The following is a 24784-nucleotide window of genomic DNA, read 5'->3' as shown; positions in this document are numbered from 1 at the left end:
GGAGCGGGCTTGCCCCGCGATTAGGTCTCACAACAACAAGCCCCGCCTGGCTCTGCCAGCGGGGCTTTGTGTTTTCTGTTACTCCGACAATCATCGGTAACCATTCTGTCACCACAATTGCTCGCCAGCGGGGCAAAGCGAAACGTTTTCGCCCGCTAACAGGACGTTTCCTGGGCTGATTTCAACCCGCTGAAACGCTACGCTTGCCGGATTAGAAGGCTTTGCCAATAATAGGCCCGCTTATTGCTTCATTGATTGGTTATTTGTCTTTTGCTTTTGCATATTCCGTGAAAGCTGTCAATATCTCCGGCCCCGCGTTCCTGCGCTTCTATAACTAGTTGTCGCATTGAGGAAATATCGGCTTCGGAGCTGTCGTTAAAATGCCGATCACTCGCTCGTGGCGTTCGACCTTCGTCGACCCCGCGCAGCTCGCGTTGTACCCATTCGCATATCGGGCAGTCACTACGTTCTGCCTTGAATTGCCCTTTACCGATGGAGTTCCAGATGAAGAAACTCGCACTGCTTGGCGCCCTGGCGCTGTCCGTGTTTTCCCTGGCATCGCTGGCTGATGAGAAACCGCTGAAAATCGGTATCGAGGCCGCCTACCCACCGTTCGCCTCGAAGGCGCCAGACGGCAGCATCGTCGGCTTCGACTACGACATCGGCAACGCCCTGTGCGAAGAGATGAAGGTCAAGTGCACCTGGGTCGAGCAAGAATTCGACGGCCTGATCCCGGCACTGAAAGTGCGCAAGATCGACGCCATCCTCTCGTCCATGTCGATCACCGAAGATCGCAAGAAGTCCGTGGACTTCACTGGCAAGTACTACCTGACACCGGCGCGCCTGGTGATGAAGGAAGGTACCACCGTCAGCGACAACCTGGCTGAGCTCAAGGGCAAGAAAATCGGTGTGCAGCGTGGTTCGATCCACGACCGTTTCGCCAAGGAAGTCCTGGCTCCGCAAGGCGCCACCATCGTTCCTTACGGCACCCAGAACGAAATCTACCTGGACGTCGCTGCCGGTCGCCTGGATGGCACCGTGGCCGATGCTACGCTGCTTGAAGATGGCTTCCTCAAGACTGACGCCGGCAAGGGCTACGCCTTCGTCGGTCCGTCCTTCACTGACGTGAAGTACTTCGGTGACGGTGTCGGCATTGCCGTGCGCAAGGGCGACAAAGCCAACCTGGATCGCATCAACGCTGCCATCGCCGCTATCCGCGCCAATGGCAAGTACAAGCAAATCCAGGACAAGTACTTCAACTTCGACATCTACGGCCCTGAAGCCAAGTAAATCGTCGACGTTTCACCTGTGTAATGGTGCAAGCAGCAGAGGCTCTGAGGTTTGCACCATTTTTTCATCCCTAAGGTCGAGGACCTCATCATGTTGAAAGGCTACGGGGCAGTTATCCTCGACGGCGTGTGGCTTACGCTGCAGCTTGCCTTGTCGTCCATGGCCCTGGCCATTGTACTCGGCCTTATCGGTGTGGCCCTGCGCCTGTCGCCAGTGCGCTGGCTGGCGTGGCTGGGCGACCTGTATTCCACGGTGATCCGCGGGATCCCCGACCTGGTTTTGATCCTGCTGATTTTCTACGGTGGTCAGGACCTGCTCAACCGCGTAGCACCGCTGCTCGGCTATGACGATTACATCGACCTCAATCCGCTGATGGCGGGTATCGGTACCCTGGGCTTCATTTTCGGTGCCTACCTTTCGGAAACCTTCCGTGGTGCCTTCATGGCGATTCCCAAGGGCCAGGCCGAGGCTGGCATGGCTTACGGCATGAGCAGCCTGCAGGTGTTCTTTCGGGTCATGGTGCCGCAGATGATTCGCCTGGCGATTCCAGGCTTCACCAACAACTGGCTGGTCCTGACCAAGGCCACGGCGCTGATTTCGGTGGTCGGTCTGCAGGACATGATGTTCAAGGCCAAGCAGGCGGCAGATGCCACCCGCGAACCTTTCACCTTCTTCCTGGCGGTCGCGGCCCTGTATCTGGTGATCACCAGTGTCTCGCTGCTGGCCCTGCGTTACCTCGAGAAGCGCTACTCGGTTGGCGTAAAGGCGGCTGAACTATGATTTTCGACTACAACGTCATCTGGGAAGCGCTGCCGCTGTACCTGGGCGGTTTGCTGACCACCCTCAAGCTGTTGGCGCTGTCGCTGTTGTTCGGTTTGCTGGCGGCGATTCCGCTGGGGTTGATGCGGGTGTCCAAGCAGCCGCTGGTGAACATGACCGCCTGGCTCTACACCTACGTAATCCGCGGCACGCCGATGCTGGTGCAGCTGTTCCTGATCTACTACGGTCTGGCTCAGTTCGAAGCCGTGCGTGAAAGCTTCCTCTGGCCATGGCTGTCGAGTGCGACCTTCTGTGCCTGCCTGGCCTTCGCCATCAATACCAGTGCCTACACGGCAGAGATCATTGCCGGTAGCCTCAAGGCCACGCCCCATGGCGAGATCGAAGCAGCCAAGGCCATGGGTATGTCGCGGGTCAAGATGTACCGCCGCATCCTGCTGCCATCGGCCCTGCGCCGGGCGCTGCCGCAGTACAGTAACGAAGTGATCATGATGTTGCAGACCACCAGTCTGGCGTCGATCGTTACCCTGATCGACATCACCGGTGCGGCGCGCACGGTCAACGCCCAGTATTACCTGCCGTTCGAGGCCTACATCACCGCCGGCGTGTTCTACCTGTGCCTGACCTTCATTCTGGTGCGCCTGTTCAAGCTGGCTGAGCGCCGCTGGCTCGGCTACCTGGCGCCGCGCAAGCACTGAGGCCTGCGCCAACTTTTTCGCCCTGAGCGTTAGCTCAAGACTGACTGCTTTGTGAGAATCGACAGCATGTACAAACTCGAAATCCAAGATCTGCATAAACGCTACGGCAGTCACGAAGTGCTCAAGGGCGTGTCCCTGGCGGCCAAGGCAGGCGACGTGATCAGCATCATCGGCTCCAGCGGTTCGGGAAAAAGTACCTTCCTGCGCTGCATCAACCTGCTTGAGCAACCGCATGCGGGCAGGATTCTGCTCAACAATGAAGAGCTCAAGCTGGTGGCCAACAAGGACGGCGCGCTCAAGGCTGCCGATCCCAAGCAACTGCAGCGCATGCGCTCGCGGCTGTCGATGGTGTTCCAGCACTTTAACCTGTGGTCGCACATGACCGCGCTGGAAAACATCATCGAAGCGCCGGTTCACGTGTTGGGCATGTCGAAGAAGGACGCCCTGGAAAAAGCCGAGCATTACCTGGCCAAGGTGGGTGTTGCTCATCGTAAAGACGCCTACCCTGGGCATATGTCCGGTGGTGAGCAGCAGCGTGTGGCGATTGCCCGTGCGCTGGCCATGGAGCCGGAAGTCATGCTGTTCGACGAACCGACCTCGGCGCTCGACCCCGAGCTGGTCGGTGATGTGCTCAAGGTCATGCAGGCGCTGGCCCAGGAAGGCCGGACCATGGTGGTGGTGACCCACGAGATGGGCTTTGCCCGCGAGGTGTCGAACCAGTTGGTGTTCCTGCATAAAGGCCTGGTGGAAGAGAGCGGCAACCCACGCGAAGTGCTGGTCAATCCGCAATCCGAGCGTCTGCAGCAATTCCTTTCGGGCAGCCTCAAGTAAGATTGCTGATCCGCACCAAAATGGGTCATGCTGCGAGCTCGTCGCAGCATGTCCAGGCTCTATCTTCTTGACCCCTCTCAGGTTTCGGACCGCATCCCATGACCACCCAGCGCATCGGTTTTCTCATCTGGCCCAGCACCAAAGCCCTGACCCTGGCGCTGGCCGAAGAGGTTTTGCGGGTTGCCCAGCGCGTCCATCCAGAGGTGGTCTACGAGTTGGCGTTCCTGCAGGCCGAGCCTGCGGCCGAAGGCGCCTGGCGCTTGCCGGGCGAACCGTGGGCAGGGCGCCTGGAAGGTCTCCAGAAGCTGTTTTTGCTGGCTGACGAGCCGCCTCAGGCGGTGGCATCCGGGCTGGCCAGTGCGCTCAAGCAGTTGGCCCGGGCCGGTTGTGTCGTCGGTGGTTTGTCGGCGGGCGTTTACCCGTTGGCGCAGCTGGGTTTGCTCGACGGCTATCGTGCGGCAGTGCACTGGCGTTGGCAGGATGATTTTGCCGAGCGTTTCCCCAAGGTTATCGCCACCAGCCACCTGTTCGACTGGGACCGTGATCGCCTGACCGCGTGTGGCGGGATGTCGGTGATCGACCTGTTGCTGGCGGTGCTGGCCCGCGATCATGGCGCCGAGCTTGCCGGTGCGGTGTCGGAAGAATTGGTGGTCGAGCGGATTCGCGAGGGCGGTGAGCGCCAGCGCATTCCGTTGCAGAACCGCCTGGGTTCGAGTCATCCGAAGCTGACCCAGGCCGTGCTGTTGATGGAGGCCAACATCGAAGAGCCGTTGACCACCGATGAGATCGCTCAGCATGTGTGCGTTTCGCGGCGTCAGCTGGAGCGAATCTTCAAGCAATACCTCAATCGCGTGCCGAGCCAGTACTACCTTGAGCTGCGCCTGAACAAGGCGCGGCAGATGCTGATGCAGACCAGCAAGTCGATCATCCAGATCGGCCTGTCTTGCGGCTTCTCTTCGGGGCCGCACTTCTCCAGCGCTTATCGCAATTTCTTCGGTGCAACGCCGCGGGAAGATCGCAACCAGCGACGAAGCAGCAGCCCTTTTGAGTTGTCTTCGGTGCCTGCCGAGCGCGGTTGATTCGAGGTTTTTGATTTTATCGCGGGTCAAGCCCGCTCCCACAGATGTCATGACTGTGGGAGCGGGCTTGACCCGCGATCAGAATCTCCCACCCATCCCCGCACACCGTTTAAACTGCGCCTTTGCGACCCTATTTGTCGCATTGCCGTAAGCCTTGGTAAAACAGGGTTTGGCGCTATAAGAAGTTGTCGCTTGGCGGCAAGGTCGGGCGCCGATCTGTCCTTACAATCCCCCCATCGCTCGCCAGTTTCAGGCAGGCGTTCCTCTTCAGGAGACTCCGATGTCCGTTGAGCAAGCTCCGGTGCAACGCGCCGATTTCGACCAGGTAATGGTTCCCAATTACGCACCGGCGGCCTTTATCCCCGTTCGTGGTGCGGGCTCCCGAGTCTGGGATCAGTCGGGCCGCGAGCTGATCGACTTCGCGGGCGGGATTGCCGTAAACGTGTTGGGCCATGCACATCCGGCGCTTGTTGGCGCGCTGACCGAGCAAGCCAACAAGCTGTGGCACGTGTCCAACGTGTTCACCAACGAACCCGCGCTGCGTCTGGCCCACAAGCTGGTCGACGCGACCTTCGCTGAGCGCGCGTTCTTCTGTAACTCCGGTGCCGAAGCCAACGAAGCCGCCTTCAAGCTGGCCCGTCGTGTCGCCCATGACCGTTTCGGCCCGGAAAAGCACGAAATCATCGCTACCGTTAACAGCTTTCACGGCCGCACCCTGTTCACCGTGAGTGTCGGCGGTCAGCCGAAGTACTCCGACGGTTTCGGCCCGAAAATCACCGGCATCAGCCATGTGCCGTACAACGACCTGGAAGCACTCAAGGCGCAGATCTCCGACAAGACCTGCGCCGTGGTCATCGAGCCGATCCAGGGCGAGAGCGGTGTGGTCCCGGCAGACGTTGCTTACCTGCAAGGCGCCCGCGAGTTGTGCGACAAGCACAACGCGCTGCTGATCTTTGACGAAGTGCAGACCGGCGTTGGCCGTACCGGTGAGTTGTTCGCCTACATGCACTACGGCGTCACCCCGGACATCCTCTCCAGCGCCAAGAGCCTGGGCGGCGGCTTCCCGATCGGCGCCATGCTGACCACCGAAGCCCTGGCCAAGCACCTGACCGTCGGCACCCACGGCACCACCTACGGCGGCAACCCGCTGGCGTGCGCCGTGGCCAATGCCGTGCTGGACGTGGTCAACACCCCTGAGGTGCTGGCGGGCGTCAAGGCCAAGCACCAGAAGTTCAAGGCCCGCCTGGAGCAGATCGGCGAGAAGTACGGCCTGTTCACCCAGGTGCGTGGCATTGGTCTGCTGATCGGTTGCGTGCTGACCGACGCCTGGAAAGGCAAGGCCAAGGACGTGTTCAACGCCGCCGAGAAAGAAGGCCTGATGGTGCTTCAGGCTGGTCCCGATGTGGTGCGTTTCGCCCCGAGCCTGGTGGTCGAGGATGCCGATATCGACGAAGGCCTGGACCGTTTCGAACGTGCTGCGGCAAAACTGATCCAGGCCTGATAAGCGCCTGCGGTGCTTTCGCCGGCCCTTCGGGGCCGGTGAATCCGAATTCCAGAGCCAGTGCCCAGCGGGCGCTTGCTGATTTTTCCTGTGCCGGCGATGGCTGGCCTGTTTTCCCGAAAGGAGTGACACCATGCTGGTGATGCGCCCCGCGCAAATGGCTGATCTGGGCGAAGTACAGCGTCTGGCAGCGGACAGCCCCATTGGTGTCACGTCCTTGCCGGATGATGCCGAGCGTCTGAGCGACAAAATTGCCGCCTCGGAGACGTCCTTCGCTGCCGAAGTCAGTTTCAACGGCGAAGAGAGCTATTTCTTCGTCCTTGAAGACAGCGGCACCGGCAAGCTGGTCGGCTGCTCGGCAATCGTCGCCTCGGCGGGTTATTCCGAACCGTTCTACAGCTTCCGTAACGAGACCTTTGTGCATGCTTCGCGCGAGCTGAAGATCCACAACAAGATCCATGTGCTTTCGCAGTGCCATGACCTGACCGGCAACAGTCTGCTGACCAGCTTCTACGTCCTGCCAGAACTGGTCGGCACCGGCTGGTCGGAGCTCAATTCCCGTGGTCGTCTGCTGTTCATGGCCGCTCACCCCGAGCGTTTCGCCGACTCGGTGGTGACCGAGATCGTCGGCTACAGCGACGAGAACGGTGATTCGCCGTTCTGGGATGCCATCGGGCGTAATTTCTTCGACCTCAACTACGCCGAGGCCGAGCGCCTGTGTGGCCTCAAGAGCCGGACCTTCCTGGCCGAGCTGATGCCGCATTACCCGATCTACGTGCCGCTGCTGCCGGATGCCGCGCAAGAGGCCATGGGCCAGGTGCATCCGCGTGCGCAGATCACCTTCGACATCCTGATGCGCGAAGGCTTCGAGACCGATCACTACATCGATATTTTTGACGGTGGTCCGACCTTGCATGCGCGGGTCTCGAGCATCCGTTCGATTGCCCAGAGCCGTGTAGTGCCGGTCAAGCTCGATAGCACCGTGGTCAAGGGTGGGCGTCCGTACCTGGTGTGCAATGGCCAGTTGCAGGATTACCGCGCCGTGCTCCTGGAGCTGGACTGGGTGCCTGGCAAACCGGTCACCCTGAGTCTTGAAGCCGCCGAAGCCCTGGGCGTCGGTGAAGGCGCCAGTGTGCGCCTGGTCGCGGTTTGATTCCTGCGGTTCGATAACCGAGCCCCCAGGTCGAGTTTCGCGGCAGGCCAAAGGCCGCCGCCCGAGGAGATAGCATGATCGTTCGTCCCGTACGCAGCAGCGATTTACCGGCGCTGATCGAGTTGGCGCGCAGCACCGGCACCGGCCTGACCACCTTGCCGGCCAACGAGGAGCGCCTGGCGCACCGGGTCAGCTGGGCCGAGAAAACTTTCCGTGGCGAAGCGGAGCGTGGCGACGCTGACTACCTGTTCGTGCTGGAAAACGACGAAGGCGTGGTGGTCGGGATTTCCGCCATCGCTGGCGCCGTCGGCTTACGTGAGCCCTGGTACAACTACCGGGTCGGCCTGACGGTCAGCGCCTCGCAAGAGCTGAACATCTACCGCGAGATCCCCACGCTGTTCCTTGCCAACGACCTGACCGGCAATTCCGAGCTGTGTTCGTTGTTCCTGCGCAGCGACCATCGCAGCGGCCTCAACGGCCGTCTGCTGGCCAAGGCGCGCCTGCTGTTCATCGCCGAGTTTGCCGAACTGTTCGGCAACAAGATCATTGCCGAGATGCGTGGCATGTCTGATGAACAGGGGCGTTCACCGTTCTGGGAGAGCCTGGGCCGACATTTCTTCAAAATGGAGTTCAGCCAGGCCGACTACCTGACCGGTGTCGGCAACAAGGCGTTCATCGCCGAGCTGATGCCCAAGTTTCCGCTGTACACCTGCTTCCTCTCCGAGGATGCGCGCAACGTGATCGGTCGCGTCCACACCGACACCGAGCCTGCCCTGGCGATGCTCAAGAGCGAAGGTTTCAGCTACCAGGGTTACGTCGATATTTTCGACGCCGGTCCGGCAGTGGAGTGCGAAACCAGCAAGATCCGTGCGGTGCACGACAGCCAGGCATTGGTGCTGGCCGTCGGTACCCCTGGCGACGACGCCACGCCATTCATCATTCACAACCGTAAGCGCGAAGAGTGCCGCATCACTGCAGCACCGGCGCGCCTGGCGGCCGGTACCCTGGTGGTCGATCCGTTGACCGCAAAACGCCTGCGCCTGAGTGCCGGTGACCAGGTGCGTGCCGTGCCGCTGTCTGCTGCCCGGGAGGCCAAATAATGACGACTCACTTTATCGCCGGCAGCTGGCAGGCAGGGCAGGGCGAAGCGCTGCAATCGCTGGATCCGGTCAGCCAAAAGGTTATCTGGCAAGGCCAGGGTGCCAGTGCCGAGCAGGTCGACAGCGCCGTCAAGGCGGCGCGCCAGGCCTTTGCCGGCTGGGCGCTGCAGTCGCTGGAGGCTCGCATCAGTGTGCTCGAAGCCTTTGCTGCAGCACTCAAGGCTAACGCTGACGAGCTGGCCCGTTGCATCGGTGAAGAAACCGGCAAGCCGCTGTGGGAGTCCGCTACCGAAGTGACCAGCATGGTCAACAAGGTCGCCATTTCGGTGCAGAGCTACCGCGAGCGCACCGGTGAGAAGAGCGGCCCGCTGGCCGATGCCACCGCTGTGCTGCGCCACAAGCCGCACGGTGTGGTAGCGGTGTTCGGCCCCTACAACTTCCCTGGCCATCTGCCTAACGGTCATATCGTTCCGGCGCTGCTGGCGGGTAATACCGTGGTGTTCAAACCCAGCGAGCTGACGCCCAAGGTCGCCGAACTGACGGTCAAGTGCTGGATCGAAGCTGGCTTGCCAGCGGGCGTCTTGAACCTGGTGCAGGGCGCGCGTGAAACTGGTGTAGCCCTCGCCGCCAACCCGGGCATCGATGGCCTGTTCTTCACCGGTTCCAGCCGTACCGGCAACTTGCTGCACCAGCAGTTCGCCGGCCGTCCGGACAAGATCCTGGCCCTGGAAATGGGCGGCAACAACCCGCTGGTGGTCGATGAGGTCAAGGACCTGGATGCGGCGGTCTACACCATCATCCAGTCGGCGTTCATCTCTGCCGGCCAGCGCTGCACCTGCGCGCGTCGTCTGCTGGTACCGCAAGGCGCGTGGGGCGATTCACTGCTCAAGCGTTTGGTCGAGGTGTGCAAGACCATCTCCGTCGGCGCCTTCGATCAGCAACCGGCACCGTTCATGGGCTCGGTCATCTCGCTGGCGGCAGCCAAGGCATTGCTCGATGCCCAGGCGCAATTGCTGAGCAACGGTGGCGTGTCGCTGCTGGGCATGACCCAGCCGCAAGCCTCTGCTGCCTTGCTGACCCCGGGTATCGTCGATGTAACCGCTGTAGCCGGGCGCCCGGACGAAGAGTTCTTCGGCCCACTGCTGCAGGTCATTCGCTACAGCGATTTCGACGCGGCGATTGCCGAAGCCAACAACACCCAGTACGGCCTTGCCGCCGGTTTGCTGTCCGACTCCCATGCCCGTTATCAGTACTTCTGGCTGCAAAGCCGTGCGGGCATCGTCAACTGGAACAAGCAACTGACCGGTGCTGCCAGCAGTGCGCCGTTCGGTGGTGTGGGTGCCAGCGGCAACCATCGCGCCAGTGCCTACTATGCAGCCGACTATTGCGCTTACCCGGTAGCCTCGCTGGAGACCGCCAGCCTGACCCTGCCTGCCACGCTGACGCCAGGCGTCTCCCTATAACAAAAGGTCCACGGAGCCTTGCCGATGAAATCGTTTGAAGTGAACTTTGATGGTCTGGTGGGACCGACGCATAACTACGGCGGGCTGTCCTACGGCAACGTTGCCTCGCAGAGCAACAGCCAGCAGGCGTCCAACCCGCGCGAAGCCGCGCGCCAGGGCCTGGCGAAGATGAAAGCGCTGATGGAGATGGGTTTCCAGCAGGGCGTACTGGCGCCGCAGGAGCGTCCGGACGTTGGCGCGCTGCGCCGACTGGGCTTTTCCGGCACTGATGCCGAGGTGATCCAGCGCGCCGCCAAAGAAGCGATGCCATTGCTGGTCGCCAGCTGCTCGGCGTCGAGCATGTGGGTGGCCAACGCCGCCACGGTCAGCCCGAGTGCCGACACCGCCGACGGCCGCGTGCATTTCACCGCCGCCAACCTCAACTGCAAGTATCACCGCAGCATCGAGCACCCGACCACCAGCCGTGTGCTCGGGGCGATGTTCGCCGACAGCAAGTACTTTGCCCACCATGCCGCGTTGCCGGCGGTGGCGCAGTTCGGTGATGAAGGTGCCGCCAACCACACGCGCTTCTGCCGCAGCTACGGCGAGGCCGGCGTGGAGTTCTTCGTCTATGGCCGCAGCGCCTTCGACACCCGCTACCCGGCCCCGCAGAAGTACCCGGCGCGCCAGACCCTCGAGGCTTCCGAGGCGGTCGCCCGTCTGCATGGGCTGAGCGAGGAGGGTGTAGTGTTTGCCCAGCAGAACCCGGCGGTGATCGACCAGGGTGTGTTCCACAACGATGTGATCGCGGTGGGTAATGGCGAGGTGCTGTTCTACCACGAAGACGCCTTCCTCGAGACCGAGGCGATGCTTGGCCAACTGCAAGCTAAACTGGCTAAACGGGGTGGCAACTTCAAGGCGATCTGCGTGCCGCGCTCGGCTGTCACGGTAGAGGATGCGGTGCGTTCGTACCTGTTCAACAGCCAGCTGCTGTCCCGTGCCGACGGTTCGATGCTGCTGATCGTCCCGGAAGAGTGCCGCAACAACGAGCGGGTCTGGGCCTACCTGTCGGCGTTGACCGGCCAGGGCGGTCCGGTTGCCGAGGTCAAGGTTTTCGACCTCAAGCAGAGCATGCAGAACGGCGGTGGCCCGGCGTGCCTGCGTTTGCGCGTGGCACTCAATGAAACTGAACTGGCAGCAGTCAATCCAGGGGTTATCATGACGGCGCCGCTGTACGACACCCTGACCCAGTGGGTCGACAAGCACTACCGCGACCGCCTGAGCGAAGCCGACCTGGCGGACCCGCAACTGTTGCTGGAGTGCCGTACGGCACTGGATGAGCTGACCCAGATCCTCAAACTGGGTTCGGTCTATCCGTTCCAACTCCAACCTTGAGAGAGAATTCGACTATGTCCGACACCCTGCAGCTGATCCTTGAAGATGACGATGGTACCCAGCTGGAAACTTCCTGCACCCGCTTTGCGGTGGTCTGGCAAGGCAAGGAGGTATGGATTCAGCAGGATGGCCGTGGTCAGCTGCTGATCGGTGTCGACGTCGAAGAAGACGACGAAGAGTACGCCAATCTGTTGCTGCGCCCGCTGGCCACCAACCTGGTCAGCCTGCAACTGGAAATGGAACCGGCTGACGCCGGCGGCGATGATGATCACGTACATGGTCCTGATTGCGGCCACCATCACTAAGGAATAGCCCATGCTCGCCCTCGGCAAACTGCTCGAACTGACCCTTGCCGGTCGTGAACCGGCAGAGAAGACCCAGCTGACTGTCGACGGCGTGCGCATGCGCTGGCTTGGCGAGGGGGCGCTTGAAGTGCGTCCTCCTGAAGCGCGTGACAACGGCATGGATCTGCTGCTTTCTGCAGGTATCCACGGTAACGAAACCGCCCCCATCGAGCTGCTCGACGAGTTGCTGCATGGCATCGCCAAGGGCGAGATCAAGCCGCGGGCGCGGATTCTGTTCCTGTTTGGCAACCCCGAGGCGATCCGCAAGGGCGAGCGTTATCTGGAGCAGGACGTCAATCGCCTGTTCAATGGTCGGCATGAGCTTTCCAGTGGTTCGGAAGCGTTGCGCGCTTGTGAGCTGGAGCGGTTGGCCACCACCTTTTTCAGTGTGCCCGGGCGTACCCGGTTGCACTACGATCTGCACACCGCCATTCGTGGTTCGAAGATCGAACAATTTGCCCTGTACCCGTTCAAGGAAGGTCGCCAGCATTCTCGTCGCGAGCTGGCGCGCCTGCGTGCGGCTGGGATGGAGGCTGTGTTGCTGCAAAGCAAGACCTCGGTCACCTTTACCGCCTACACCTACGAAACGCTCGATGCTGAAGCCTTTACCCTGGAGCTGGGCAAGGCGCGGCCCTTTGGGCAGAACGCGCAGGTCAACCTTGAGCGTCTGGAAACCCGCCTCAAGCAGATCATCGAAGGCAACGAGCCTGAGGAGCCTGAAGCGCTGGATGGCTTGCAGCTGTTTAGCGTAGCCCGCGAGATCATCAAGCACAGCGACAGCTTCCACCTGCATCTGCCGGCGGATATCGAGAACTTCTCGGAGTTGTCCAAGGGCTACCTGCTGGCAGAAGACCTGAGCAGCACGCGCTGGATCGTCGAAGAGGAGGGGGCGCGGATCATTTTCCCCAATCCCAAGGTCAAGAATGGCTTGCGTGCAGGGATTCTGATCGTGCCGACCACGCCCGATCAGTTGGTCTGAATCGGGCTGTGGTGGGAGCGGGCTTGCCCCGCGATGCGATGTGACTGGTAAGCCACAATCGCGGGGCAAGCCCGCTCCTACCAGTATCAACCTACGCGTTTCTGCGCCAGGTCGTTGCGGCGCAGGGCGCGCAACTTCTGCAGCGTATCGGCACAGGTCTTCGCCGCCTCGGCACCCTTGACCAGGAAATGCTCGAAGTAGAAGTTCTGATGCTCATCGCCTGCGTGGAAGTGATGCGGGGTCAGGACCACCGAGAACACCGGCACTTCGGTTTCCAGCTGAACCTGCATCAGGCCGCTGATCACTGACTGCGCAACGAACTCGTGGCGGTACAGGCCGCCATCGACGACCAGGCCAGCGGCAACAATGCCGGCATAGCGGCCGCTGCGGGCCAGCAGCTTGGCGTGCAGGGGGATTTCGAAGGCGCCACCGACTTCAAAGAAATCGATATCGCTTGCCTGATAGCCCAAAATGCCCATTTCCTCGACGAAGGCTTTACGTGCCTGATCGACAATATCCTTGTGCCAGCAGGCCTGGATGAAGGCGATACGCTCGTGGGAAGGGTTTTTGCTATCGATTGCGGTAGGTTGCATTGAAACGGACTCCTGTTTGTATGAGAAACAGGGCATCTGGATCGAAGGGGATTTCGCCACGCAGGTGCGCAACGACAGGCACAGGTGTGCCTATCCCGTTCTCTCTTTATCCGGACTATGACCGTCGGCCCCGGAATCACACCGGGTCTGCTGACCTTGCAAGGCAAGCCTGCAAGCGCTCGCGGGCTATGCGCAGGTTGCGCAATTACCGCCGGTGGGGAATTGCACCCCGCCCTGAGAACGTTGCCACCGAGCGTCGGCGGCGGAGAATTATTAGCACATATGTGAAGCAAACGTATAGGCTGCTAACGATTTTTTTGCGGATGAATGGCATTTCATCCGGGAAACCTTGCCAATTCCACCTCGCATCCCCAGTAATACGAGATCAGCTGAAGGTTGCAGAGCGTCCAATTGACGGTTTCTATAGCATAAACACACTGCATCCGAGCCTAAGGCCCGATATAATGCGGCCCTTTGCCGTCGTTTCGTCAATTTGACGCAAGCATTTGCCGTAAGGCCGCCGTTTCCGTGGAAGAACCTATGAAAAGCGCAGAAATCCGTGAAGCCTTCCTTCGCTTCTTCGAAGAGCAGGGACATACCCGAGTTGCCTCCAGCTCCTTGATTCCGGGCAACGACCCGACCCTGCTGTTCACCAACGCGGGGATGAACCAGTTCAAGGACTGCTTCCTTGGCCAGGAAAAGCGCGCCTACACCCGCGCGACCAGCAGCCAGAAGTGCGTGCGCGCCGGTGGCAAGAACAGCGACCTGGAAAACGTCGGCTACACCGCCCGTCACCACACCTTCTTCGAAATGCTGGGTAACTTCAGCTTCGGTGACTACTTCAAGAAAGACGCCATCACCTACGCCTGGACCTTCCTAACCAAGGTGCTGAACCTGCCGGAAGAAAAACTCTGGGTCACCGTCTATGCCAGCGATGACGAGGCATACGACATCTGGACCCGAGAAATCGGCGTCCCGGCCGAGCGCATGGTGCGTATTGGCGACAACAAAGGCGCGCCGTACGCCTCCGACAACTTCTGGACCATGGGCGATACCGGCCCGTGCGGTCCTTGCACCGAGATTTTCTACGATCACGGCCCGGACATCTGGGGTGGCCCACCCGGCTCGCCGGAAGAAGACGGTGACCGTTACATCGAGATCTGGAACAACGTCTTCATGCAGTTCAACCGCACCGCTGACGGCGTACTGCACCCGCTGCCGGCACCGTCGGTGGATACCGGCATGGGCCTGGAGCGCATCAGTGCGGTCATGCAGCACGTGCACTCGAACTATGAGATCGACCTGTTCCGCAGCCTGCTCGAAGCGTCTGCCGCGGCCATCGGCTGCAAGAACGAAGAGCAATCGTCGCTCAAGGTGGTATCCGACCACATCCGTTCGTGCGGCTTCCTGATTGCCGACGGCGTATTGCCGTCCAACGAAGGTCGTGGCTATGTACTGCGGCGGATCATTCGTCGCGCCTGCCGTCACGGCAACAAGCTGGGCGCCACTGGCAGCTTCTTCTACAAGATCGTTGCAGCGCTGGTCGCCGAGATGGGCGAAGCCTTCCCGGAGCTCACCCAGCAGCAAGCCAACATCGAGCGCGTGCTCAAGGCTGAAGAAGAGCAGTTCGCCAAGACCCTGGAGCAGGGCCTGAAGATCCTCGAGCAGGATCTGGCCGAGCTTAAAGGCAGCGTGGTTCCAGGTGACGTGGTGTTCAAACTCTACGACACCTACGGCTTCCCGATGGACCTGACCGCCGACATCGCTCGCGAGCGCGAACTGACTATCGACGAAGAAGGCTTCGAGCGGGAAATGGAAGCGCAGCGTGAGCGCGCGCGTTCCGCCAGCGCCTTTGGCCTGGACTACAACACCCTGGTCAAGGTTGATGTGGCCACCGAATTCACCGGCTATACCGGCACCGAAGGTGAAGCGAGCATCGTTGCTCTTTATAAGGACGGCAAAGTCGTCGAGCAGCTGGCTGAAGGCGAGCAGGGCGTGGTGATCCTCGATCGCACGCCGTTCTACGCCGAATCCGGTGGCCAGGTGGGTGACACCGGTTACCTGCAAGCCGGCAATGTACGCTTTGACGTGCGTGACACCACCAAGACCGGCGGCGCCTTCCTGCACCACGGCGTGGTCGCCAGCGGCACGCTGGTGGTCGGCTCCAAGGTTCAGGCCAAGGTCGACGCCGATGTGCAGCACGCCACCTCGCTGAACCACTCCGCCACTCACCTGTTGCATGCAGCGCTGCGTCAGGTGCTGGGCGATCACGTACAACAGAAAGGCTCGCTGGTCGACAGCCAGCGCCTGCGTTTCGACTTCAGTCACTTCGAAGCGGTCAAACCGGAGCAGCTCAAAGCACTGGAAGACATCGTCAACCGCGAAGTGCGCAAGAACTCCGAGGTGCAAACCGAAGAGACCGATATCGATACCGCCAAGCAGAAGGGCGCCATGGCGCTGTTCGGCGAGAAATACGGCGACAGCGTGCGTGTACTGAGCATGGGCGGCGACTTCTCCGTCGAGCTGTGCGGTGGTATCCACGCCAAGCGTACCGGTGATATCGGCCTGCTCAAGATCATCAGCGAAGGCGGTGTGGCCTCCGGTGTGCGCCGTATCGAAGCGGTCACTGGCGAGGCGGCACTGGCTTACCTCAATGCTGCCGAAGAGCAGCTCAAGGAAGCCGCGCAACTGGTCAAGGGCAGTCGCGACAACCTGATCGACAAGCTTTCGGCTGTGCTCGAGCGCAACCGCCAGCTGGAAAAACAGCTGGAGCAACTGCAGGCCAAGGCCGCCAGTGCCGCTGGTGACGACCTGTCCAACTCGGCCGTTGAGGTCAAGGGCGTCAAAGTCCTGGCTGCACGCCTGGATGGTCAGGACGGCAAGGCGCTGCTGGCGCTGGTCGATCAGCTGAAGAACAAACTCGGCCGCGCAGTGATCCTGCTCGGCAGTGTCCATGAGGAAAAGGTTGTACTGGTTGCCGGTGTGACCAAAGACCTGACTGGCCAACTCAAAGCCGGTGATTTGATGAAGCAAGCCGCTGCCGCAGTGGGCGGCAAGGGTGGCGGTCGTCCGGACATGGCGCAAGGTGGTGGCGTTGATACCGCCGCGCTGGACAACGCGCTGGCCCTGACCGTGCCATTCGTGGAGCAGGGCGTTTAAGGCGCTGTTCGGCCCGTCGTCTAGTGACGGGCCGTGGCGTCGTTTGAATGTTTATTGGGTGCCCTTCATGGGCTGAGGCGGCTTTGAAATGGCGTTGATCGTACAGAAATTTGGCGGCACTTCGGTCGGCACGGTCGAGCGAATCGAGCAGGTTGCCGAAAAGGTCAAGAAATTCCGCGAGGCCGGCGATGACCTGGTGGTTGTGCTATCGGCGATGAGTGGCGAAACCAATCGCCTGATCGACCTGGCCAAGCAGATCAGTGATCAGCCGGTTCCGCGTGAGCTGGATGTGATCGTGTCCACTGGCGAGCAGGTGACCATCGCCTTGCTGGCCATGGCCTTGATGAAGCGGGGGATTCCTGCGGTGTCGTACACCGGCAACCAGGTGCGCATCCTCACTGACAGCGCGCACAACAAGGCGCGCATCCTGCAGATCGACGACCAGAAGATTCGTGCCGATATCAAGGCCGGTCGCGTGGTCGTGGTCGCAGGCTTCCAGGGTGTGGACGAGCACGGCAACATCACCACGCTCGGTCGCGGTGGCTCCGACACTACCGGTGTTGCCCTGGCGGCTGCGCTCAAGGCGGACGAGTGCCAGATCTACACCGACGTCGATGGTGTCTACACCACCGATCCGCGTGTGGTGTCCCAGGCTCAGCGTCTGGACAAGATCACCTTCGAAGAGATGCTGGAAATGGCCAGCCTCGGTTCCAAGGTCCTGCAGATCCGTGCCGTCGAGTTCGCCGGCAAGTACAACGTTCCGCTGCGCGTGCTGCACAGCTTTCAGGAGGGTCCGGGTACCCTCATTACTATTGATGAAGAGGAATCCATGGAACAGCCGATCATTTCCGGCATCGCCTTCAATCGCGATGAAGCCAAGCTGACCATTCGTGGCGTACCGGATACCCCGGGCGTTGCCTTCAAGATCCTCGGCCCGATCAGCGCCGCAAACATTGAAGTCGACATGATCGTGCAGAACGTTTCGCACGATAACACCACCGACTTCACCTTTACCGTGCACCGCAACGACTACGACAAGGCCCACAAGGTCCTGGGTAAAACCGCCGAGGAGCTCAACGCTCGCGAAGTGGTGGGCGACACCAACATCGCCAAGGTCTCGATCGTTGGCGTTGGCATGCGTTCCCACGCCGGTGTGGCCAGCCGCATGTTCGAAGCCCTGGCTAAAGAGAGCATCAACATCCAGATGATCTCCACTTCCGAGATCAAGGTCTCGGTAGTGATTGAAGAGAAGTATCTGGAACTGGCAGTACGCGCCCTGCATACCGCTTTCGAACTGGACGCCCCTACCCGACAGGGTGAGTAAGGCGTTGCCTCAAGGGCGCGGCTATGCCGCGCCCTTCGCATTTCTGGCGGGTGTGAGAAATCTGTCGTTTTACTCGCGCTAGTCAATACTTAGGCGTAGGTCGGTAGCCGTCACAGGCTGCGGGCTGAAGCCCTTTTTTTTGCAGACTGTTGTCCCTGAACTGAATTTCGTGAGGAGAAAGGTATGTTGATTCTGACTCGTCGGTGCGCCGAGAGCTTGATCATTGGCGACGGCGAAATCACTGTGACCGTGCTCGGCGTCAAAGGAAACCAGGTGCGAATCGGTGTAAACGCCCCTAAAGAAGTGGCCGTCCACCGCGAGGAAATCTACCTGCGGATCAAGAAAGAGAAGGACGAAGAACCAAGCCATTAATTTTTATCGAGTTTTTTTAAAAAAAGAGTTTGCAAACGGGGAAGGCTCTGGTTATTATACGCCCCGTGTTGCGGAGAGGTGGCCGAGTGGCCGAAGGCGCTCCCCTGCTAAGGGAGTATACCTCACAAGGGTATCGGGGGTTCGAATCCCCCCTTCTCCGCCATTATTCATGTAGGACGCTGTAATCTGCCTGAATCGCCTAAGTCGTTGAAATTAAACGAAAAAGTGGTTGGCAAAAAGATTTAGCGGCCTATAATGCGCGGTAACAAATGCACTCATAGCTCAGCTGGATAGAGTACTCGGCTACGAACCGAGCGGTCGGAGGTTCGAATCCTCCTGAGTGCACCATACGACGAAGCAGTTTTCTTCTTGAAAGTTGCTTCAGCTTCAACCAGAGGTGATCTGGTCCATCAAGCGCCAAACCTGCACTCATAGCTCAGCTGGATAGAGTACTCGGCTACGAACCGAGCGGTCGGAGGTTCGAATCCTCCTGAGTGCACCATACAACAGAAAGCCCGCCTAACAAGGCGGGCTTTTTGCTTTTCTGCGTTCTGTATTTTTCTTCCTGACATGTGTTTTTTTATCTTGGTCGCCGTCGCACTGATAGCGGCTGAGATTGTCATAGCGATGTCTCGCAAACGATTGTTCTAGCCACGATTTTTTCAGCCCCCTGACAGCTCAAGCGGTGTATGATTGCGCCCGTCAGCCCCGCCGGGGCTTGTGGAAAACCACCATGGACTTACCCAGTAGTTACTCAATAGCAAGTTTTGCCAATCAAGATCTGACTGATTGATTCTCCCGGCGTGCTCCGCTGCTGGGAGTGGAGTTCGCCTATGACTGAAGTCGAAGTAAAAAAGACGCAAGAGAGCTTGCAGGATCGCCTGGCTCAGGTGGTCGAGCTGCTGCAGCGTCAACGCGTGGTCGAAGACCTGACTCACCGCCAGGAAGGTCATCACCATGACCTGGTAGAAAACCTCGTTCACCGCCAGAACCTCGTCGAGCTGCAGCGCAAGCTCGATGATCTGCATTCCGCTGACGTCGCTTACATTCTCGAAGCCTTGCCCCTGGACGATCGCCTGACCGTCTGGCAGCTGGTCAAGGCCGAGCGCGACGGCGACATCCTTCTGGAAGTATCCGACTCGGTTCGTGAAACCCTGATTGCCGACATGGACGATCATGAGTTGCTCGCTGCCGCCAAGGAGATGGACGCCGACGAACTGGCCGACCTGGCGCCAGAGCTGCCCCGCGACGTTGTCCATGAGCTGATGGAAACCCTCGATGCCCAGCAGCGTGAGCGCGTCCGCTCCGCGTTGAGCTATGACGAGGAGCAGGTCGGTGCGTTGATGGACTTCGAGATGGTCACCATCCGTGAGGACGTCAGCCTGGAAGTGGTGTTGCGTTACCTGCGTCGGCTCAAAGAGCTGCCAGGGCATACCGACAAACTCTTCGTGGTCGATTACGACGGCATCCTCAAGGGTGTGCTGCCGATCAAGCGTCTGCTGGTCAACGACCCCGAAAAGCAGGTGGCCGAAGTCATGGCCGATGACCCGGTGGTGTTCCAGCCGGAAGAAGATGCTTACGACGCCGCGCAGGCGTTCGAGCGTTATGACCTGGTATCGGCGCCGGTGGTGGACAAGAACGGTCGCCTGATCGGTCGTCTGACCATTGACGAGATGGTCGACCTGATTCGTGAGGAAAGCGAGACCGAAGTGCTGAACATGGCCGGTTTGCGCGAAGAGGAAGACATCTTTGCCTCGGTCTGGCGTTCGTTGCGCAACCGTTGGGCGTGGCTGGCGATCAACCTGATTACCGCATTCGTGGCCTCGCGGGTGATCGGCCTGTTCGAGGGCTCGATCGAGAAGCTGGTGGCGCTGGCGGCACTGATGCCGATCGTGGCGGGTATCGGCGGCAACTCCGGCAACCAGACCATCACCATGATCGTGCGTGCCATGGCGCTTGACCAGGTCAGTCCTGGCAACACCACGCGACTGATGCGCAAAGAGCTGGCGGTGGCCTTGATCAACGGCCTGGTGTGGGGCGGAGTGATTGGTGTGGTGGCCTATCTGCTGTATGGCAGCTGGTCGCTGGGTGTGGTGATGACCGCGGCAATGACCCTCAATCTGCTGCTTGCAGCACTGATGGGCGTGTTGATTCCAATGACCCTGGCGCGCCTGGGGCGCGACCCGGCCATGGGTGCCAGCGTGATGGTCACTGCCATGACCGACAGTGGCGGGTTCTTTATCTTCCTTGGTCTTGCGACCATCTTCCTATTGTAAGCGCCACACCGCCGGTGGGAGCGGGCTTGCCCCGCGATGCGGTGTGACTGATAGCCCGCAATCGCGGGGCAAGCCCGTTCCCACCGGAACACAAAAAAGCCAGCATTCGCTGGCTTTTTTTATTGCGGCGGGCAGTGAATCAGGAAGCGTCCGCAGCCATCTCGACGTCGTGAGCAATCAAGGCCACCAGCGCGTTTTGCTGGCGATGGGAAAGTTGGCGGAAGCGTTGCAGCAATTCACGTTCGTGCAGCGACAGCTCCGGGCTGTCCAGGCGCATGCTCAGCTCGTCACCCAGGGCTCCTTCCTGGATCAGGCTCTGCTCCAGGCGGGCGATGATTTCCGAGTTCATGCTGCGATGGTGGTGGCGCGCTACTTCGGCAATGCGCTCACGCATTCCGTCGGGGAGGCGGACGACGAATTTGTCAGCGGTGCGGCTAGAGTAAACAGCCTGTTTCATTGGGCGCATATAATTGACCGGTTTTAGTTCAGGGGGAAGCGGTTCTCGAAATTGGCCGCACGATCTCAGTACGACCATCACGGCGACAAAATGTTCAACCTGAATTGTGAATGAGGTGTGAATCATGCCTCATTGTCGCCGGTTCCTTGGCGTCAATTCTGTGACAAATATTGAACCGGGTGGAGGCGTTTTGCCAGTACCAATTATCAGAAATGAGGACTGGTTTGAAAAGTTTTCATTTTTCATTCAGCGGTCCGTCGCTGTCTGTGTGATCACCTGTTGTTAACAGGCGAAAAAGGCCGTTGAAAGCGTCTAGAATGCGCAGGCTTCCTTACCGATGAGCATAGTGGCTATGCAGCATGACGCAAGCGCCGCGCCCCGTACAGCACTCCCTGGGCGTCTGGTTTATTTGATGGGGCCTTCTGGTTCCGGCAAGGACTCATTGATCGATGCTGCCCGGGAAGCATTGGCGGCTCACCACGTGGCAGTTGCTCGGCGGGTGATCACTCGTTCGGCTGAAGCCAAGGGGGAGGATGCCGTTGGCGTTTCGCCCGAACGTTTTGCACACATGCGTGCCGAGGGCGACTTTGCCCTGTGCTGGCGGGCCAATGGTCTGGACTATGGCATCCCGGTGCAGATCGACCACTGGTTGCAGCAGGGGCGGAACGTGCTGGTCAATGGCTCGCGCGCGCACCTGGCTGAGGCGCGGCAACGCTATCCTGATCTTCTGGCGGTACTGCTGACTGTCGAGCCACAGGTATTGCGTCAGCGCCTGCTCGCCCGTGGTCGGGAAAGTCTGGAGGATATCGAGCGTCGCCTGGCGCGCAGCCAGCAACTGCAGCTGCCTGGTGAGGATGTGTACGTGCTGGATAACTCCGCCCGGCTCGATGACACCGTGGAACGATTGCTCGAGTTGCTGCGTCAACAGGGTCTGCTTGCTGGCCGTTGAGGCTTAGAAGGTCAGCCGTTGTTCAGGTGTGGGGTGCAGCCTGGGCGGCTGGATCGAGGCCGGCACCGTTTCTGTGGCAGTGTCGAATTCTGTCAGCTGTGTAGCCATTGCCGGCGCTGTTCCGGCCGGGGAGGTTGCCACTGCGCCTTGCGGTTGCAGAATCAAGGTCAGCAGTACAACCAATGCCAGGGCGTTGAGCAAAAGCAGTGTGCGGTTCATCAGGCATACTCCACAGCAGTGAAGGGCGGTTGCCGGACACTTTGTTATCGAATTGCACGCTGCATGCCAGTCTTTTTCTGGTTTTTAATTCTTTAAAATCAATTACTTATGTTGATTTTTATGCGACTTCTCCGTGCATTCTGCAATAATGGCTCACTGCCTTGTTGCAAAATGCACGATCCTCATCGCTAGCGGGCTAAAAGCTACAGGCAAAAAGCCCCACGGATGACATGACAAATGCCGGTATGCTGGTTAACATGCACGCCGTCCTCCGTCGTGCAGCGCTCGTTGCCGGCCCAGCGTCTCAGTAGCTCAATTGGATAGAGCATCCCCCTCCTAAGGGGAAGGTTGGCAGTTCGAACCTGCCCTGGGACACCATCTTGCTCAAAACTTCTTCGCATTGCTGCCGGTGTCGGCAGACCGCAATGGATCGGCTCTACAGAAAAATGTATTGCCTTTAATATATGGATATCCGTATATTCGATTATCCATATGTATAGAGGTGCGCCGAATGATCACTCCTCCTGAGGTCTTCAAAAGTCTGGCGGATGAGACCCGTGCCCGCGCCACTCTGCTGATCGCCAATCAGGGCGAGCTGTGTGTCTGCGAGCTGATGTGCGCGCTCGACGACAGTCAGCCGAAGATCAGCCGTCACCTCGCTCAATTGCGCAGCAGCGGTCTACTGCTGGATCGTCGCCAGGGGCAATGGGTCTATTACCGCCTCAACCCAGACCTTCCTGGCTGGGTGCACGAAATCCTACAGGTGACATTCCAGGCCAATAGCGACTGGCTGCAAAGCAACGCGTCTCGTCTACAGAGCATGGATGAGCGTCCTGTCCGCGATGCGGCCTGTTGCTGAATCCCCTACTGAGTGAATTTTCCATGCGAATCTTGTTCATGTGCACGGCCAATAGCTGTCGCAGCATTCTTTCAGAAGCCATGTTCAATCACCTGGCGCCTGAAGGATTCGAGGCGGTGAGTTCTGGCAGCTTTCCCAAGGGAGTGGTGCTCCCGCTCAGTCTGGCCACGCTGCAGCAGGCCGGCATTTCCATTGAGGGTTTGAGCAGCAAAGGCAACGATTTTTTCGAGGAAAGCCCTCCGGATATCGTCATTACCGTCTGTGACAAAGCGGCGGGTGAAACCTGCCCGGTGTACTTCGGCCCGGCGCTGAAGTCCCATTGGGGCCTGGAAGATCCGTCCGATGTGAGGGGTGACGACGCTGTGGTTGCAGCTGCGTTCCGCGCGACGCTGAGCCGCATTGAGCAACGCTGCAAAGCCTTCTTCGACCTTCCCTTTAGCAGTCTCGGCCGCGATCAGCTCAAGCGCGAGCTGGATCGAATTGGCGCTCTCTGAGCAGGAGGATACATGTCAGAGCAACTACCCAACCTGGATCTTTCCCTGTTTGATGGCGCATCGGGCGCGAGTCGTCCAAGCGATCACAAGCCGCGCATTCTGTTGTTGTATGGATCAACCCGTGAGCGCTCATTCAGCCGACTGTTGGTGGAGGAGGCTGCACGACTCCTGGAGCATTTCGGTGCAGAAACCCGCCTGTTCAATCCTTGCGGGCTGCCCCTGCCTGACGATGCCCCCGTGGAGCATCCCAAGGTGCAGGAGCTTCGTGACCTGGTGTTGTGGTCAGAGGGCCAGGTCTGGTGTTCGCCGGAACGGCATGGCGCGATGTCGGCAGTGTTCAAGGCGCAGATTGACTGGATTCCGCTGGCGCTAGGCGCTATCCGCCCCAGCCAGGGCAAGACGCTGGCAGTCATGCAGGTCTGTGGCGGTTCACAGTCGTTCAACGTGGTTAATCAGCTTCGGGTGCTGGGTCGCTGGATGCGGATGTTCACCATCCCCAACCAGTCCTCGGTGCCGAAGGCGTTCATGGAGTTCGACGAAGCAGGCCGGATGAAAGCGTCGGCGTACTACGACCGGGTCGTCGATGTGATGGAGGAGTTAGTGAAATTCACCCTGCTGCTGCGCGACCGGCAGGAATATCTGGTGGATCGCTACTCGGAGCGCAAGGAGAGCGCCGAGCAACTCTCGGCCCGTGTAAACCAGCGCTCGATCTGAGGCTGACGTTAACTTCACTACCATTGACTGGCCCGCCTCACCGGCGGGCCTTACAACTGGCTGGCTAATCGCCTTGCGGTTTTCGCTCAAAGCAGGGGATCTTTTTCCCGCGGATCGTCTGCGGTACTGGTCTGTGTCGAGTCCGTCGGTGTCAGCTGCGCCACCAGATTCGCCGACAATTCAGGCTCCTGAATATGCGCATTGAGCGTGGCCAGCGATTGCAGTTCGGTTTCTTTGTTCAGCAGTTCGGCAATTTTCCGTCCGATTATCTCCCGCTGCTCTGGGGGCAGGGCGTCGAACTCTTCCTCAGTGATGCCCAGGTCGTTGAGCAGTTTGAGTTTGATCTTCTCGGCTGGCGAGAGGGCCATGTAGTCGCGAAACTCTTGGGCGGCGCCGGTAGTCGCAGTGTCAGTTGCAGCGGCACTGGCCTGTTCGCGTCGGGTAATATCCGGGTTTTGCAACTGTACCTTGAGCTTGGCGAAGGCTTCTTCGCGGGCATCGTCGGCGTTCTGCTGTGCAGTGTTGCCGCGATTTTGCTGTTGTGCGGCCGCGCCGCTGGTGGCAACCGGGGCGCGAAACTGGGCCGGCAACTCGGTGGTTGCCTCAGGCGTGCTGCGTAGAGGATTAATTACCTGCTGTTGCCAGCCGACTCCATTGACGATGTTCACCAGATCGATCTCCTTGAATGAATGCAGGAACAGGTTCCATCAAGGGCAAAACCTGTGCCAGCTGGTCAACGTCCCGTTAGGCTCTACTATATTAGGGGTTGTGCAGTAGAG

Annotated in this window: 24 protein-coding genes, 4 tRNA genes and 1 riboswitch; of the genes, 24 read left to right on the top strand and 4 right to left on the bottom strand. The window is 59.8% G+C overall.

Annotated features, from left to right (window positions below; all coding sequences use genetic code 11):
* The first annotated feature begins 504 nt into the window (after positions 1-504).
* From aotJ to astE, 12 genes are all read left to right on the top strand, one after another.
* The gene (gene aotJ, locus PSAKL28_RS19240) at positions 505-1290 is read left to right on the top strand and encodes an L-arginine-binding protein AotJ (protein WP_038613483.1); all 786 of its coding nucleotides are present in this window, start codon (positions 505-507) and stop codon (positions 1288-1290) included.
* 90 nt (positions 1291-1380) lie between these two features.
* Positions 1381-2070, top strand: coding sequence for an ABC transporter permease (locus PSAKL28_RS19235; protein WP_038613481.1), 690 nt, complete (start codon positions 1381-1383; stop codon positions 2068-2070).
* A complete protein-coding gene (locus PSAKL28_RS19230) occupies positions 2067-2765 on the top strand; it encodes an ABC transporter permease (RefSeq protein ID WP_038613479.1) in 699 nt (232 codons plus the stop codon). The genes PSAKL28_RS19235 and PSAKL28_RS19230 overlap by 4 nt, the downstream gene beginning before the upstream one ends.
* Positions 2766-2831: 66 nt before the next feature.
* On the top strand, positions 2832-3596 hold the full coding sequence (locus tag PSAKL28_RS19225; protein WP_038613477.1) for an ABC transporter ATP-binding protein: 765 nt from the start codon (positions 2832-2834) through the stop codon (positions 3594-3596).
* A 98-nt stretch (positions 3597-3694) separates the two neighbouring features.
* Entirely contained in the window at positions 3695-4675 is a 981-nt protein-coding gene (argR, locus tag PSAKL28_RS19220; protein ID WP_038613475.1) for a transcriptional regulator ArgR, read from the top strand.
* Between the two features lie 280 nt (positions 4676-4955).
* The gene (locus PSAKL28_RS19215) at positions 4956-6176 is read left to right on the top strand and encodes an aspartate aminotransferase family protein (RefSeq protein WP_038613473.1); all 1221 of its coding nucleotides are present in this window, start codon (positions 4956-4958) and stop codon (positions 6174-6176) included.
* Between the two features lie 133 nt (positions 6177-6309).
* Entirely contained in the window at positions 6310-7329 is a 1020-nt protein-coding gene (gene aruF / locus PSAKL28_RS19210) for an arginine/ornithine succinyltransferase subunit alpha (RefSeq protein ID WP_038613471.1), read from the top strand.
* A 74-nt stretch (positions 7330-7403) separates the two neighbouring features.
* Positions 7404-8429, top strand: coding sequence for an arginine N-succinyltransferase (astA, locus tag PSAKL28_RS19205; RefSeq protein WP_038613469.1), 1026 nt, complete (start codon positions 7404-7406; stop codon positions 8427-8429).
* Entirely contained in the window at positions 8426-9892 is a 1467-nt protein-coding gene (gene astD, locus PSAKL28_RS19200) for a succinylglutamate-semialdehyde dehydrogenase (RefSeq protein WP_167335150.1), read from the top strand. The genes astA and astD overlap by 4 nt, the downstream gene beginning before the upstream one ends.
* A gap of 24 nt (positions 9893-9916) precedes the next feature.
* Positions 9917-11266 (top strand): N-succinylarginine dihydrolase, encoded by a 1350-nt coding sequence (astB, locus tag PSAKL28_RS19195; RefSeq protein WP_038613465.1) that lies wholly within the window; start codon positions 9917-9919, stop codon positions 11264-11266.
* Positions 11267-11280: 14 nt separating this feature from the next.
* The gene (locus tag PSAKL28_RS19190; protein WP_038613463.1) at positions 11281-11571 is read left to right on the top strand and encodes a hypothetical protein; all 291 of its coding nucleotides are present in this window, start codon (positions 11281-11283) and stop codon (positions 11569-11571) included.
* A gap of 10 nt (positions 11572-11581) precedes the next feature.
* Positions 11582-12589 carry a succinylglutamate desuccinylase gene (astE, locus tag PSAKL28_RS19185; protein ID WP_038613460.1) on the top strand — a complete coding sequence of 336 codons (1008 nt, stop codon included), beginning with the start codon at positions 11582-11584 and terminating at the stop codon, positions 12587-12589.
* Positions 12590-12675: 86 nt separating this feature from the next.
* Here astE and PSAKL28_RS19180 read toward each other — a convergent pair whose 3' ends face one another.
* Complete coding sequence (locus PSAKL28_RS19180; protein WP_038613458.1) at positions 12676-13182, bottom strand: 6,7-dimethyl-8-ribityllumazine synthase; 507 nt, start codon at positions 13180-13182, stop codon at positions 12676-12678.
* A 93-nt stretch (positions 13183-13275) separates the two neighbouring features.
* Positions 13276-13428: riboswitch (FMN riboswitch) on the bottom strand.
* A 294-nt stretch (positions 13429-13722) separates the two neighbouring features.
* Here PSAKL28_RS19180 and alaS point away from each other — a divergent pair.
* The 7 genes from alaS to mgtE all read left to right on the top strand — a co-directional run bounded on the left by alaS (position 13723) and on the right by mgtE (position 20313).
* Positions 13723-16341, top strand: coding sequence for an alanine--tRNA ligase (gene alaS, locus PSAKL28_RS19175; protein ID WP_038613456.1), 2619 nt, complete (start codon positions 13723-13725; stop codon positions 16339-16341).
* A gap of 88 nt (positions 16342-16429) precedes the next feature.
* A complete protein-coding gene (locus PSAKL28_RS19170) occupies positions 16430-17665 on the top strand; it encodes an aspartate kinase (protein ID WP_038613454.1) in 1236 nt (411 codons plus the stop codon).
* Between the two features lie 183 nt (positions 17666-17848).
* Positions 17849-18037, top strand: a complete 189-nt coding sequence (gene csrA, locus PSAKL28_RS19165; RefSeq protein WP_002554426.1) for a carbon storage regulator CsrA — start codon at positions 17849-17851, stop codon at positions 18035-18037.
* A gap of 72 nt (positions 18038-18109) precedes the next feature.
* Positions 18110-18200 (top strand) — tRNA-Ser (locus PSAKL28_RS19160).
* Positions 18201-18308: 108 nt separating this feature from the next.
* Positions 18309-18385, top strand: a tRNA-Arg gene (locus PSAKL28_RS19155).
* A gap of 77 nt (positions 18386-18462) precedes the next feature.
* A tRNA-Arg gene (locus tag PSAKL28_RS19150) sits at positions 18463-18539 on the top strand.
* A gap of 331 nt (positions 18540-18870) precedes the next feature.
* Positions 18871-20313, top strand: a complete 1443-nt coding sequence (gene mgtE, locus PSAKL28_RS19145; protein ID WP_038613452.1) for a magnesium transporter — start codon at positions 18871-18873, stop codon at positions 20311-20313.
* A 139-nt stretch (positions 20314-20452) separates the two neighbouring features.
* Here the strand turns inward: mgtE and PSAKL28_RS19140 are convergent, their stop codons facing one another.
* A complete protein-coding gene (locus PSAKL28_RS19140) occupies positions 20453-20779 on the bottom strand; it encodes an Arc family DNA-binding protein (RefSeq protein WP_038616878.1) in 327 nt (108 codons plus the stop codon).
* Positions 20780-21122: 343 nt separating this feature from the next.
* Here PSAKL28_RS19140 and phnN point away from each other — a divergent pair, with 343 nt between their 5' ends.
* Positions 21123-21719, top strand: a complete 597-nt coding sequence (gene phnN / locus PSAKL28_RS19135; RefSeq protein WP_051939479.1) for a phosphonate metabolism protein/1,5-bisphosphokinase (PRPP-forming) PhnN — start codon at positions 21123-21125, stop codon at positions 21717-21719.
* Between the two features lie 3 nt (positions 21720-21722).
* On the opposite strand, the gene PSAKL28_RS19130 is transcribed toward phnN, so the two are convergent.
* Positions 21723-21938 carry a hypothetical protein gene (locus tag PSAKL28_RS19130; protein ID WP_038613448.1) on the bottom strand — a complete coding sequence of 72 codons (216 nt, stop codon included), beginning with the start codon at positions 21936-21938 and terminating at the stop codon, positions 21723-21725.
* Positions 21939-22239: 301 nt separating this feature from the next.
* Between PSAKL28_RS19130 and PSAKL28_RS19125 the strand changes: the two genes are divergently transcribed.
* The 4 genes from PSAKL28_RS19125 to arsH all read left to right on the top strand — a co-directional run bounded on the left by PSAKL28_RS19125 (position 22240) and on the right by arsH (position 24005).
* A tRNA-Arg gene (locus PSAKL28_RS19125) sits at positions 22240-22316 on the top strand.
* A gap of 133 nt (positions 22317-22449) precedes the next feature.
* Positions 22450-22797: a metalloregulator ArsR/SmtB family transcription factor gene (locus PSAKL28_RS19120; RefSeq protein ID WP_038613446.1), complete on the top strand. Its 348-nt coding sequence runs from the start codon at positions 22450-22452 to the stop codon at positions 22795-22797.
* Positions 22798-22820: 23 nt separating this feature from the next.
* Complete coding sequence (locus tag PSAKL28_RS19115) at positions 22821-23291, top strand: arsenate reductase ArsC (RefSeq protein WP_038613444.1); 471 nt, start codon at positions 22821-22823, stop codon at positions 23289-23291.
* A 12-nt stretch (positions 23292-23303) separates the two neighbouring features.
* The gene (gene arsH / locus PSAKL28_RS19110; RefSeq protein ID WP_038613443.1) at positions 23304-24005 is read left to right on the top strand and encodes an arsenical resistance protein ArsH; all 702 of its coding nucleotides are present in this window, start codon (positions 23304-23306) and stop codon (positions 24003-24005) included.
* An 86-nt stretch (positions 24006-24091) separates the two neighbouring features.
* Here the strand turns inward: arsH and PSAKL28_RS19105 are convergent, their stop codons facing one another.
* The gene (locus tag PSAKL28_RS19105; protein ID WP_051939477.1) at positions 24092-24673 is read right to left on the bottom strand and encodes a hypothetical protein; all 582 of its coding nucleotides are present in this window, start codon (positions 24671-24673) and stop codon (positions 24092-24094) included.
* Between the last annotated feature and the right edge of the window lie 111 nt (positions 24674-24784).

The sequence above is a fragment of the Pseudomonas alkylphenolica genome, from assembly GCF_000746525.1.
Classification (GTDB): Bacteria; Pseudomonadota; Gammaproteobacteria; order Pseudomonadales; family Pseudomonadaceae; genus Aquipseudomonas; species Aquipseudomonas alkylphenolica.
This window is presented reverse-complemented; position numbering and strand designations above follow the sequence as displayed.

What these genes read in the sequence shown, in the direction of transcription:
- aotJ (WP_038613483.1), top strand. Translation starts at nt 505, where the DNA reads ATGAAGAAACTCGCACTGCTTGGCGCCCTGGCGCTGTCCGTGTTTTCC.
- PSAKL28_RS19235 (WP_038613481.1), top strand. Translation starts at nt 1,381, where the DNA reads ATGTTGAAAGGCTACGGGGCAGTTATCCTCGACGGCGTGTGGCTTACG.
- PSAKL28_RS19230 (WP_038613479.1), top strand. Translation starts at nt 2,067, where the DNA reads ATGATTTTCGACTACAACGTCATCTGGGAAGCGCTGCCGCTGTACCTG.
- PSAKL28_RS19225 (WP_038613477.1), top strand. Translation starts at nt 2,832, where the DNA reads ATGTACAAACTCGAAATCCAAGATCTGCATAAACGCTACGGCAGTCAC.
- argR (WP_038613475.1), top strand. Translation starts at nt 3,695, where the DNA reads ATGACCACCCAGCGCATCGGTTTTCTCATCTGGCCCAGCACCAAAGCC.
- PSAKL28_RS19215 (WP_038613473.1), top strand. Translation starts at nt 4,956, where the DNA reads ATGTCCGTTGAGCAAGCTCCGGTGCAACGCGCCGATTTCGACCAGGTA.
- aruF (WP_038613471.1), top strand. Translation starts at nt 6,310, where the DNA reads ATGCTGGTGATGCGCCCCGCGCAAATGGCTGATCTGGGCGAAGTACAG.
- astA (WP_038613469.1), top strand. Translation starts at nt 7,404, where the DNA reads ATGATCGTTCGTCCCGTACGCAGCAGCGATTTACCGGCGCTGATCGAG.
- astB (WP_038613465.1), top strand. Translation starts at nt 9,917, where the DNA reads ATGAAATCGTTTGAAGTGAACTTTGATGGTCTGGTGGGACCGACGCAT.
- PSAKL28_RS19190 (WP_038613463.1), top strand. Translation starts at nt 11,281, where the DNA reads ATGTCCGACACCCTGCAGCTGATCCTTGAAGATGACGATGGTACCCAG.
- astE (WP_038613460.1), top strand. Translation starts at nt 11,582, where the DNA reads ATGCTCGCCCTCGGCAAACTGCTCGAACTGACCCTTGCCGGTCGTGAA.
- PSAKL28_RS19180 (WP_038613458.1), bottom strand. Translation starts at nt 13,182, where the DNA reads ATGCAACCTACCGCAATCGATAGCAAAAACCCTTCCCACGAGCGTATC.
- alaS (WP_038613456.1), top strand. Translation starts at nt 13,723, where the DNA reads ATGAAAAGCGCAGAAATCCGTGAAGCCTTCCTTCGCTTCTTCGAAGAG.
- PSAKL28_RS19170 (WP_038613454.1), top strand. Translation starts at nt 16,430, where the DNA reads ATGGCGTTGATCGTACAGAAATTTGGCGGCACTTCGGTCGGCACGGTC.
- csrA (WP_002554426.1), top strand. Translation starts at nt 17,849, where the DNA reads ATGTTGATTCTGACTCGTCGGTGCGCCGAGAGCTTGATCATTGGCGAC.
- mgtE (WP_038613452.1), top strand. Translation starts at nt 18,871, where the DNA reads ATGACTGAAGTCGAAGTAAAAAAGACGCAAGAGAGCTTGCAGGATCGC.
- PSAKL28_RS19140 (WP_038616878.1), bottom strand. Translation starts at nt 20,779, where the DNA reads ATGCGCCCAATGAAACAGGCTGTTTACTCTAGCCGCACCGCTGACAAA.
- phnN (WP_051939479.1), top strand. Translation starts at nt 21,123, where the DNA reads ATGCAGCATGACGCAAGCGCCGCGCCCCGTACAGCACTCCCTGGGCGT.
- PSAKL28_RS19130 (WP_038613448.1), bottom strand. Translation starts at nt 21,938, where the DNA reads ATGAACCGCACACTGCTTTTGCTCAACGCCCTGGCATTGGTTGTACTG.
- PSAKL28_RS19120 (WP_038613446.1), top strand. Translation starts at nt 22,450, where the DNA reads ATGATCACTCCTCCTGAGGTCTTCAAAAGTCTGGCGGATGAGACCCGT.
- PSAKL28_RS19115 (WP_038613444.1), top strand. Translation starts at nt 22,821, where the DNA reads ATGCGAATCTTGTTCATGTGCACGGCCAATAGCTGTCGCAGCATTCTT.
- arsH (WP_038613443.1), top strand. Translation starts at nt 23,304, where the DNA reads ATGTCAGAGCAACTACCCAACCTGGATCTTTCCCTGTTTGATGGCGCA.